Source organism: Bizionia gelidisalsuginis (genome assembly GCF_008086185.1).
GTDB lineage: Bacteria > Bacteroidota > Bacteroidia > Flavobacteriales > Flavobacteriaceae > Bizionia > Bizionia saleffrena.
Genome location: NZ_VSKN01000037.1, coordinates 1 through 11,007, shown reverse-complemented (window position 1 = coordinate 11,007; position 11,007 = coordinate 1). Strand labels below are relative to the sequence as shown.

Sequence of the window (11,007 nt, the reverse complement as noted above, 5' to 3'; positions counted from 1 at the left end):
AATTACCATTGCCAGGGAAACTTCCCGATTCAAAAGCTTCAAATTCTTTACGCCACTTGTATAAAAGAGTAACCTTGATACCTAGTTCTCTTGCTAGTTCTGACAGGTTCTTTCTGTCCTTACTTAATTCTACAGCTTGTCGTTTAAAAGCTGGATCATATTTCTTTCGCTCTTGTGTCATAAGTTAAATGTAAGACTTTATGCTTAACTTGTACTGTCCGCTAAATTAGCACATCCAGACAACGAACTAATAATAAAAAAACTTAATAGACTTAATGAAAGTATTAATAAAGGAAAAATAATTTCGAGAAATCGAACAACATCTTCAGACGAATTTGATTTTTATGTAGATACAAATTATGCAACTTATACGGAGAGTCTGGACGGGAATTATCATTCTTATACCTTTCCAATAATTCCTTTAATAGAAAGTGATACTTTACAAAATTTAGTATTAACGCTACAACCAGATAACAGCTATGAGACGCTATTAGTTACATATGCGTTAACGGCTCAAGAAAAAGAGAGTATTGAAAAAGGTAACATTGTTAATTTAAATAACAAAATAACTTTTAACAAAATCGATAACGACAGTTTTGTAACTGAATTTTTGAGTAAAGAAGGCTGTACTTATACAATTGAAGAATATTGTAGTTCAGGTAATCATAATGATTCTATAGGTTATGGTGATTGTGGTATTGATTTTTATAGTATAGTAATTACAGAAACTTGCACGCCCAGCGGAGGAGGTGGTGCAGGAAGCTGGGGAGATTCTGGCGAACCAGAGGGTAATGATACAGGATCTACAAACACCGGGGATACAAGTGGAAGCCAAACCAATAACGGTGGTACGTCAAGCAATGGAGGTGTTACAACACCTACTACTCCTCAACCTTGGGAAAAAGTTGATCTTTGTTTAAGTCAATTAAGTATAGGTGGTTCTCCAAATGGTTTTACCGCAGAAATGTCTGCTTGGTTACAATCTCAACCAAAAAATGTTGTTGGTCAAATTAGTAACTTCATAGATAAGAATGAATGCTCCGAAACTGCTCAAGCTTTTGCTATTGAAGCTATAATTACTTTGATGAATGGAGGGGAAGTGGATTTTAATTTTGAAATGATAATAGAGATTAATGAAACAATTGAATTTCAATCTCAAACTTGTTTAAAAACTATAAAGGATGACGTAATTGCCACAAATCAAATGAGTAAGATTATTAAGAAATTTGAACCTGAAAATCCAGTTTTACATCTTGAATGGGGAATCTTTCAAAGTGACAACTGGGGAAATACTGGGCATACTGGGTTAGATGACACACAAACTTTAGCATACATAAATATTAACAGTGAGTCTTTAAGTTATGTAAGTAATATTGTTATGGTTAAAACAATTGCTCATAAAATAATCCACGCGGAATTATATAGAAAGTTAAAGGAAATAGTGGATGACTATCAAATTTTGTCCTTGGCAGAATATAATGCCCTTGAAGATAACTATCTTGGTATTGCGGATTATACATTTAGTTATGGAACCTTGGAGTATTCTCAAAGTCTAATGGGAAATGTTGTTACCTGGGGTTTAACTCCTAATTATACGGAAGCTCATCACAATCAAATGGCTAGTTTCTACAGAAGTGTGCTTATAGATACAATGAAAGCCTACGACTTGTCTAAAAATGTCACTAGAGATAATCCTGAACAATTTTATGAGGCTATGTCTTGGGCAGGTTTAAGATCATTTTCCGATGAAAGTGGAAATACTCAATTTTATGATGCTTGGGAAAAATTTAAAGATTCAATTGATATTTTAGAGAATAGTGTCCCTGAACCTGAAAGAACCTACAATATATATTCTAACATAATTAACGAGCAATACAACAATTCTGGAATAAACTGTAATTAACTATGAAAAATCTAACAATTTTAACTCTATTCACTTTTTTTTTCTGTTTGTCTTGTGGAGATAAAAAAAGAGATAGTCACTGTTCTGTTTTACAAGGCAAATACGATAGCATAATGGCGTTAAATAAAGAATATGAAAATTCAGCAATTCAGCAATTTTATAACATTTTAAAAAGGGAAAAAGGAACATTAATAGATTCTGTTTTAATCAATGATTACAATAAAATAAAGGGTAAAGACCTTTTATTAAACTTGTACATTTGGGATAGAATACATACTATAAATCAAAAGGTTAATGTAATTAATGTTTATGAAAAATTTAAAGGGACTTATTTGCTCAAGCCAAATCACAAGGAAAAACACACTAAAATAACAGCTATTAAAATTGAGAATGATAGCTGCTTTATTTATAAATCTAACGTATTAGTTAACAAAGATGTATTTAAAATAATTAATTCTTCTAATAAATATTTAGAAGGTAAAATTATAGCAAAAAATTATAGATTATACCTGGATGGCGCAATTAAATCCAAATTGGTAATTCGTTTGGATGACAACAGTTGTATGGATTGCGAACAGCTTCAGTTTTATAAAATTGATTGATCTCTTAAAATCTAGTGAAATTTATAAATAACTTAAAGAGCTAAAATTCGATACAGGGTAATAGGGAACAATTATATGGAGACACAACAGAATGTAATGATGGTACACAAATAGATACTTCCGAATTTTTAATTCCAGCAACTATGGTGTTAGTTAAACAATAAAGGATAACAAAGCCATTACGCAAGTAGTGGCTTTTTTTAATGTTTAAAAGTAAGTTTTTACTCCAATTACGGTTTTTACCGTAATGAAAAGTACAAATAAGTTGTAGTTTTCGATGAATGGTACAAAAAGGTATTGTGAGATTGTTATTATTATTATATACTTGGTTTTTAATAGTTAAAATTAAATAATTATTTAAACAATCTATTTAATGGCGGTTCTTCAACTATAGTAACGCCAACAAAAAATAGATCAGATGGGAATAAAGTACAACAAATCCTAAATGGGGAATTACCAATAAGTGAATTAGGCTGTAATTAAAAATTTTAAATTATGATATCATCAAGAATTAAATTATTATATTTTATAAGTATTATATTATCACTAGTCTTGTTGATTTTACCTGCTAATTATAAAAGTGCTGTATATACACCTAGTATTTTAGGTTATATATGGCTTTTGTTGTTCCCGATTATTTTAACCTGTTATCTCTACTTGATGTAAAAGACTAAAAGAATAAGGAAAAAGAAGATAAAAGAGAGTATTATATTTTTTGTTTTTGTTCTAATTACTGTATCAGTATGGATTTATCAAGCATATGGAGCGGGAAATATATAATTAAAAAAGAAAAAGATGAAAAACACAATATTTATACTTATAATTTTATTAGCCTTAAGTTGTAAAGCTCAAATTAATTCTTCCAATCAAGGTTTAGAGATTCCAATCGAACAACACTTAAATATCCTTAACAGTAATATCGAAAATGGTATTCCAGATGGAGCTTATCTTAAAGATGTAAATAACTTGTTTAATGATTATCTGGGTGTGTGGCAAGGAACCGTTAATAACGAAGCAATTGAGTTTTTAATCTATAAAGTCGTTTATAACTCATCAATTAGACCGCTTACAATTGATAAGCTATACATAAAATACAAAATAACAGAGGCTAATGGTAATGTAGTAATTGAGACATCCAGTCTTCAAAATGAAGATGGTTTAATAATAAAAGGGAATTATTTTGGTCATGATGATAGCTATTATGTATTAGATTATTCAGGAGAACACTATTCTTGTGGACAAATGGGAACAATTTTTGTTAAATTGATTAACAATAATACTCAAATTCGAGTACATTATAATCCTAATACAGATAGTTTAGATGTTAACAATTGTCCGAATGGAGAGTCTGTTTCACAGGTTTTAGTTCCAGAGTTTATTTTAACCAAACAATAATTATAATAATAATTTAATAGATTATTTTACAAATCCATTACGCAAGTAGTGGCTATAATCTTGATTTAATGTTATTAGCAATTTAGAAAGTCAATAAAAGAATTAATAAAACAATCAAGAATTTAAGAAAATACATATGAAAAACAGTATCTATTTTATATTAATATTATTAGTTGGGTGTAAATCAGTTGAACAAAAAACGGTTAAAAACGAATTGACTTTGTCTACTGTTAATTACAATAAAATTAAAAATGATAGTCAGATAATTAGCGATCTATACTTAACAATTCAGGATTCAATTGAGATAAAAAAAATCAGGAAATTATTAGACAACTATTTTGAGAATAACAAAAGAGATGATTTAATAACCGTTTTAGAAATTTATCGCGTGTTTGGTGATGAGGTTCAAGTTTTGGCTAAAGATAGTCTCGATAAAGACAATTTTTTAAAAATTGAGTCATACGAAGATTTAAAAAAGTTAAAAGAGAGTCTGTCGAAAACTATAATATTAAATCGCGTTAATGATACCATTATAACGCAGATTAATAAAGACTAATTAGTGGGTTTAGGCCATTTGATTAATAATAGAAATCAAGCATTTTAATTTCAATAGAGAGATTATAAACAGTTAAATACACGAATATAACGTGTAAACCAATAAGTTGAAAGTCGCAGAGTAATTGGTCTAAAATAATACCTAATTCGAATAGAACAGTTAAATCAGTACCTTCTAATGAATTGAAAAAACAAAAGATGAGAATTTTAATTTTAATTGCAATTACTATTTTAACATTTTTGTTGTGTAAAGCACAACAACCTGTTATTGCCTTATTTAATGGGTCCGATTATTTAGAAACTGAAAATGCTTACTATAAAGATACAGATGGTGATCTTGCTAAACTTATAGGCACTTGGCAATATACTAATGGTAATGAAAGTTTAAAAATCATTTTAAAAATGAAAAGTCAAAATTTAACAGAGTTTACAATACCAAATTTTAGTTGTTATGAAGACATACTATATGGGGAATTTAAATATATTAACCAGAACGGTCTTCAAATAATAAATTCAACAAACCAAATAGATTTAAATCAAGACCCATATGAACATTCTATATACGGAGGCTACTTAATAGACAATAATGATTTGCCAACTTGTAATGATTGTGGAGATAATGAAAGAAGAGTAAAAGTTGTTGTTAAAGACCCTTTAAGACCTTATTTTGATTATGATATGATAATAAGACATTTTCCTGGAGAGGCATTATTTGATATTCCAGAGCAAATAATAATAAAAATAAAAAGAAGTGCTACAGCAATTGTTCCAGAAGGACAACCAGATAATGATAGAATTACTTTTGATGAAATAACTTTAAATAAACAATAAAAATTTTACATAAAAAAAGACTATTAGAACCTAACTTATAATTTGCTTCTTGTTTGATATCTGCGGATTAAAAGCAGAATATTACACAAATAATTCTATTAGTTAACACTATTGAAATAATAAAAAAAATCAAAAGCCATTACGATTACGCAAGTAGTGGCTTTTTTAAATATTTAAAAGTGAGTTTTCACACCAATTACGGTTTTTACCGTAACGAAAAGTGCAAATAAGTTGTAGTTTTCGATGAATGGTACAAAAAGGTGTTGTGAGATTGTTATTATTATTATTATAAATTTAGTTTTGATAGCTAAAATCACTAATTTTTAAGACCAACCAAACTAATGAAAAAAAGAAAATGTAAACAGTATTTAAAACTAGTAATGTTGCTCTTTGGGGCTACATTTGTGTTATCTAGTTGCCAAAAAGATGATGTCGATTATTTGGACAATCAGGCAGACCTCGAAAAAACATCTAAGTATGCAATAGAAACCTTAACACATAAACAAGTACAATCTAATGAGACCGTTTTTAAAGAATTACAAAAATTAGCACCAAAACTTAAAAATGGATCTGCCAACAGGTTAAATAGAGAAATTTATAATAGCGATTATGGGTTTACTATTAACACAGACTTTGTTAAGTATATTGAAGATACCCAAAATGGTAATCACTCTTATAGTTTTCCTATAAAAAGAGATAGTGTTTTAAGTAATAATATAGAAAATTTATTGCTGCACTCAAATACAGAAAATGGTTACGACGCGTATATAGTGCAATACGATTTCACTGCAAGCGAATATACAAATCTGGATGAGGGCATTATAAATAGTCGTAATACAATACTTTTACCTATCGATTTTGACACTTCGGTATTTAACAACGGAGAATTATCTAAAATGGTTTATGGTTGCGTAGAGACTTGGGAATGGAGCGATGGCGTACCCCACAATGGTCAAGTTCACGGCGCCGATTGCACTTGTAATCCAAGTCAAGGTTGGGTGCTTACAAGTATTTCTTGTGGAAACTACGATGACGGTGCTAGTGGTGGCGGGAATGGGATACCTACAAGCCCAGGCACTTCAGATGGTGGTAGTGGCGGGGATTCTAGCGGAACCACATACGATAATGGTTTTGATCCGACAGATCCAAATAATCACGGTAATAGTGGTAATCTTCCTATATTGGCGGCGCCAGCGATTGTAACGCAATCGCAAATGCTAGATCTGCTTCTTGGTAATGCTAGTTACGTATTCGATAATTCATTGAGTGATGAAGAGACTATGAATTTTAGTTCTATTTCTGAACTTCAAGCTTTTTTAAATAACTTTGAAAATTCTTTTATAAATGACGAATTTCAAGTGGAGAACAATCCCGACGGGACTAAATTAACCAAATTTAAAGGTACATTCCAGAACGGTCTGATTTTTCCAGTTTCCATAAATGTCCACGTAACAAGTGTTTTAGAGAATCCTCTTTCTATAGAAAGTGAATTTCAGGTATTAGAAGTAGTTTCTTTTGATTCTGGTTATACTCCTTTTGCTGATTGGGAGCAAGCCTCTTATGAATATTCTTCAAATGGAAATGTCACAACAGTAAATATTAGTGGATATTTCGATTTTGGAATAGCTATAGAGGGCTTCGATATTGTTTCTTTTAAAGAGCAGTGGGAAGTTAAAGTTAAATATAATAATCAAACAGGGGTGCCTAATCCTCCAATTTCAGTAACAAAACTTTAAAAAATTAATAGTATGAATCAAGAATTAGAAGTGACAAGTATAGGTTTAATTGTTTCTCAAATAGTGGCTTTTGTTTTAGTAATTTGTGTAATATATTTTATTCACAAAATTTATAAATTGTTAAAAACTTACTTAAATTTAAAAATAGAATATTTAAAAAATAAAAAAATGAATTACACTAAAAATTAACAACAACCAAGTATATAATAAATGGTAGTTAAGAATATTGGTTTATTTCAGACTCTAATTGCTTCTTTCGTTTTAACACAAACTATTGCAAACATAATTCTATTAGTTTACACTATTGAAAGAACAAAAAAAATTAAAAGCCATTATGCAAGTAGTGGCTTTTTTTTGTGTGCAAAATTTGCGTTTCACTCCAATTACTGTTTTTACAGTAATGAAAAGTACAAATAAGTTGTAGTTTTCGATGAATGGTACAAAAAAGGATTGCGGTTTTGGCGGGATAATATCATATTAGCATAACAATTTAAATAATTATGAAATTAAAATTTTTATATACTTTTTTAATCTGTTTAGGATTAACAACGACAATTAAAGCGCAAGAAACTATAAAATCTTTAAAAACAGGATTGCCAGGAGAAATTGGAGAAGGACCTGTTTATTATAAAGATATTGAAAATACTTTAGATAAATACTTAGAAACTTGGCTTTACGAAGATGGTACAACTTATTTTAAAATCACTTTTATTAAAAAAGAGCATACTCCATTAACTGGAGGTGTAAAAGTAGATTATAGAGATATGATAGCGGGTGAATATTTGCTAAAAATAAACGGAATCACTAAATATGATACTTATGGAGCCAATAACAGCAGTAATGATTCTATGGCGAATTATATTTCTGGTGGATTAATAGTTTCTGAAAATAAATTAGAGATTTTGTTCTACACAGAACCACCGCTTAATGGTTTATGTGAAAGATATGCTAGTGGTAAATTATTACTAGAATATACTCCGATTTTTGGGAGTGCAGACGAATTAATCTGGACAAGAACCAATAACCAATTATATGGGGATACCACAGAGTGTAATGATGGTACACAAATGGACACTTCCGAATTTTTAATCCCTGAAACTATGGTATTAGTTAAACAATAAAGTATAACAAAGCTATAAATGACTTTACAAAGCCATTACGCAAGTAGTGGCTTTTTTTAATATTTAAAAGTGAGTTTTCACTCCAATTACGGTTTTTGCCGTAACGAAAAGTGCAAATAAGTTGTAGTTTTCGATGAATGGTACAAAAAGGTATTGTGAGATTGTTATTATTATATACTTGGTTTTTAATAGTTAAAATCACTAATTTTAAAACCAACCAAAGGAATGAAAAAAGAAAATGTAAACAGTATTTAAAACTAGTATTGTTGCTCTTCGGGGTTACATACGTGTTATCTAGTTGCCAAAAAGATGATGATTTAATACAAATTGAACAAAATAGAAATAGTAACCAAACGGATTTTATAATATCAAAAATTGACAAATCTAAGTTAGCAGAAAATACCACACTTACAAGAAAGCTAACAAAACTATCCTCTAATTTAAGAAATAAAAAATCTAATAATTCTCAAAATAAAACCTTAGTTTCAAATGAGTATGGGTTTACTCTTAATACAAGTTATGCGACTTATATAGAAAGTGCAGATAAAACTTATCATTCTTATACCTTTTATATTCAAAGAGATGTAGAGATAGAAATGTTAGAAAATTTATTAGTTTCTTTAGAGCCAGATGGTACTTATAAAACAAGCATAATATCATATAATATAACAGCTGCCGAAAAAGAAGATATTTCAAATAACACATATGTAGATATAACTAATAAAGTAAGTTCTACAGTTATAAATGATGAGGGTTTAATTAGTGATATTTTTAGCAAAGCAGCAGATTGCTCTGGGTATGTGCTCTTAGAGTGGTGTTCTGGCTCTGCAGGACACAACGGATCCGACAATTATGCTGACTGTACAGCTTATAACAGTGATAGAATGTACTATGGTTGTGGTTTTCCTGGAGGTGGAGGCTCAACTGGTGGTAGCACAGGAAATACGTCTCCAAACACCGGGGATACAAGTGGAGGCCAAACCAATAACGGGGGTAGTGGTGGTTCATCAAGCAATGATGGTGTTACAACATCAACAACACCCTGTAGAGGTGATGATTGTCCAGAGGAGTATAAACCAGGCCCTTGTGATAAAATAACAAAATTATTTCTAGATTATCCTAATTATAAACAAGCCCTTATTAATTTAGCGGGAACAGTAAACCAACAAGTTGAAAATGGAATATATATAGATAAAGCTAGCAGTACAATTAATACCATTCCGCAAGGAGTTGGAGGTATTATCAATTTTAACAACAATCCAGCTAACGCCTATATTACTTTTGCTCATACTCACGATGCCAGCGGAACGTACTCCATTTTTTCTTGGGATGATTTGGCTCTAATGGCTAGAGCAGTTGAGAATGGCAAAATAAAGACAAATAAGTTTGTCGCCTTTTTGATAACCGCTAAAGGTACTCGTTACGCTTTGACCATTGAGGATGCTTCGAAACTAACAAACTTTTTATATCAACCAAGTGGTTCACAAGGTACTCAAGTTGATGTCCCAAAGATGCTAAAAGTAAGTAGTGTATTTGATAAATTTTATGGAGATAATGCAGCTGTCATCAAAAACACAAATACAGATAATGATAAAGTACAAAAAGCATTTTTACAGATGTTAAGGGATAATGATGCTGGCGTTGAAATTTTTGAAGTTGATGCCACATTTGATAATTTTACCAAACTTAAACTTGAAACAAACAATACAGACGTAACTCCAATAAATTGTAATTAAAATAAATAAAATGAAAAATATATTAACAACATTAATAATTATTATCATTACCATAACTTCTTGCAAAGCCCAACAAATAGTTGATGCATCAACGTTTAATGATGGGAACAATGAAGCAAAATACTTTAAAGATTTGAACAATAACTTTGCACCTTTTCTCGGCACTTGGGAATGGCAAAATGGCAATCAAATATTTCGGGTTACCTTATGGAAAGAAGAACAAGTTGAGAACGAAAACGGAAATAGACCTTCTTTTTATTGGGACCAAATTAAGGGCCATTATGAGATGGTGCAACTCGGTCAATCAGGTCAACAATTAGAAACTGTCATTTATACTTCTCAAAAAAAGATAGGCCAGTCTACCTCTGATTGGTTTCCAGTTATAAGTGGGAGAGGTGTTGATGGAATGAATTTTGATGGAACAGTATACGACAATAGTGTAGTATACAATCCAAAATATATAACTGGTGTAAGAGGGATCTTAAAACTAGATATTATTCCAAGTACTATACCTTCGCAAATGGAATGGAAGGTGACATTACCACAAGGAATGTATGGAACTGACCAACCAACAGAATTTAATATTCCAACAGATATAATATTAACAAAACAATAAAAACTATACATAAAAAAAGACTATCAGAACCTAACTTATAATTTGCTTCTTGTTTGATATCTGCGGATTAAAAGCAGAATATTACACAAATAATTCTATTAGTTAACACTATTGAAATAATAAAGCTAAAAAAGCCATTACACAAGTAGTGGCTTTTTTTTGTGAAAAATTTGCGTTTTCACTCCAATTACGGTTTTTACCGTAACGAAAAGTGCAAATAAGTTGTAGTTTTCGATGAATGGTACTAAAAGGTATTGTGAGATTGTTATTATTATACACTTGGTTTTTAATAGTTAAAATCACTAATTTTTAAAACCAACCAAACGATTGAAAAAAAGAAAATGTAAACAGTATTTTAAATTAGTAATGTTGCTCTTCGGGGTTTCATTTGTGTTATCTAGTTGCCAAAAAGATGATGATTTTACACGGAGTTCACAAACAGAAAATAGTCTAAACCCAAAGTTTAAAATATCTAAGATTAATAAAGAAAGAATTGAGGACAACGAACTAAT

General features: G+C 30.2%; 12 protein-coding genes. 11 read left to right on the top strand and 1 reads right to left on the bottom strand.

The genetic code is table 11. The features are described 5' to 3' along the window. Positions 1-181 (bottom strand): transposase (locus ES677_RS14525; protein ID WP_148380285.1); only part of this gene is annotated, 181 nt, incomplete at its 3' end. 429 nt (positions 182-610) lie between these two features. On the opposite strand from ES677_RS14525, the gene ES677_RS14520 reads away from it, so the two are divergent. The 11 genes from ES677_RS14520 to ES677_RS15545 all read left to right on the top strand — a co-directional run. Next, positions 611-1,903, top strand: a complete 1,293-nt coding sequence (locus ES677_RS14520; protein ID WP_148381629.1) for a hypothetical protein — start codon at positions 611-613, stop codon at positions 1,901-1,903. Positions 1,904-1,905: 2 nt separating this feature from the next. Further along, the gene (locus ES677_RS14515) at positions 1,906-2,505 is read left to right on the top strand and encodes a hypothetical protein (RefSeq protein ID WP_148381628.1); all 600 of its coding nucleotides are present in this window, start codon (positions 1,906-1,908) and stop codon (positions 2,503-2,505) included. A 795-nt stretch (positions 2,506-3,300) separates the two neighbouring features. Continuing rightward, entirely contained in the window at positions 3,301-3,900 is a 600-nt protein-coding gene (locus ES677_RS14510; RefSeq protein WP_148381627.1) for a DUF6705 family protein, read from the top strand. A gap of 136 nt (positions 3,901-4,036) precedes the next feature. Next, positions 4,037-4,456: a hypothetical protein gene (locus ES677_RS14505; protein ID WP_148371000.1), complete on the top strand. Its 420-nt coding sequence runs from the start codon at positions 4,037-4,039 to the stop codon at positions 4,454-4,456. 197 nt (positions 4,457-4,653) lie between these two features. Further along, a complete protein-coding gene (locus ES677_RS14500) occupies positions 4,654-5,286 on the top strand; it encodes a DUF6705 family protein (RefSeq protein ID WP_148370999.1) in 633 nt (210 codons plus the stop codon). A 341-nt stretch (positions 5,287-5,627) separates the two neighbouring features. After that, positions 5,628-7,022, top strand: a complete 1,395-nt coding sequence (locus ES677_RS14495; RefSeq protein WP_148381626.1) for a hypothetical protein — start codon at positions 5,628-5,630, stop codon at positions 7,020-7,022. Positions 7,023-7,034: 12 nt separating this feature from the next. Beyond that, a complete protein-coding gene (locus ES677_RS15355) occupies positions 7,035-7,211 on the top strand; it encodes a hypothetical protein (RefSeq protein ID WP_170234467.1) in 177 nt (58 codons plus the stop codon). Positions 7,212-7,522: 311 nt separating this feature from the next. Further along, positions 7,523-8,143, top strand: coding sequence for a DUF6705 family protein (locus ES677_RS14490; protein ID WP_148381625.1), 621 nt, complete (start codon positions 7,523-7,525; stop codon positions 8,141-8,143). Between the two features lie 137 nt (positions 8,144-8,280). Further along, entirely contained in the window at positions 8,281-9,879 is a 1,599-nt protein-coding gene (locus tag ES677_RS14485; RefSeq protein ID WP_148381624.1) for a hypothetical protein, read from the top strand. A 10-nt stretch (positions 9,880-9,889) separates the two neighbouring features. After that, a complete protein-coding gene (locus tag ES677_RS14480) occupies positions 9,890-10,495 on the top strand; it encodes a DUF6705 family protein (RefSeq protein WP_148371042.1) in 606 nt (201 codons plus the stop codon). A gap of 327 nt (positions 10,496-10,822) precedes the next feature. Further along, positions 10,823-11,007, top strand: a 185-nt coding sequence (locus ES677_RS15545; RefSeq protein ID WP_394349299.1) for a hypothetical protein, incomplete at its 3' end; no start/stop codon positions are given.

What these genes read in the sequence shown, in the direction of transcription:
- ES677_RS14505 (WP_148371000.1), top strand. Translation starts at nt 4,037, where the DNA reads ATGAAAAACAGTATCTATTTTATATTAATATTATTAGTTGGGTGTAAA.
- ES677_RS14495 (WP_148381626.1), top strand. Translation starts at nt 5,628, where the DNA reads ATGAAAAAAAGAAAATGTAAACAGTATTTAAAACTAGTAATGTTGCTC.
- ES677_RS14515 (WP_148381628.1), top strand. Translation starts at nt 1,906, where the DNA reads ATGAAAAATCTAACAATTTTAACTCTATTCACTTTTTTTTTCTGTTTG.
- ES677_RS14500 (WP_148370999.1), top strand. Translation starts at nt 4,654, where the DNA reads ATGAGAATTTTAATTTTAATTGCAATTACTATTTTAACATTTTTGTTG.
- ES677_RS14480 (WP_148371042.1), top strand. Translation starts at nt 9,890, where the DNA reads ATGAAAAATATATTAACAACATTAATAATTATTATCATTACCATAACT.
- ES677_RS15355 (WP_170234467.1), top strand. Translation starts at nt 7,035, where the DNA reads ATGAATCAAGAATTAGAAGTGACAAGTATAGGTTTAATTGTTTCTCAA.
- ES677_RS14485 (WP_148381624.1), top strand. Translation starts at nt 8,281, where the DNA reads ATGGTACAAAAAGGTATTGTGAGATTGTTATTATTATATACTTGGTTT.
- ES677_RS14510 (WP_148381627.1), top strand. Translation starts at nt 3,301, where the DNA reads ATGAAAAACACAATATTTATACTTATAATTTTATTAGCCTTAAGTTGT.
- ES677_RS14490 (WP_148381625.1), top strand. Translation starts at nt 7,523, where the DNA reads ATGAAATTAAAATTTTTATATACTTTTTTAATCTGTTTAGGATTAACA.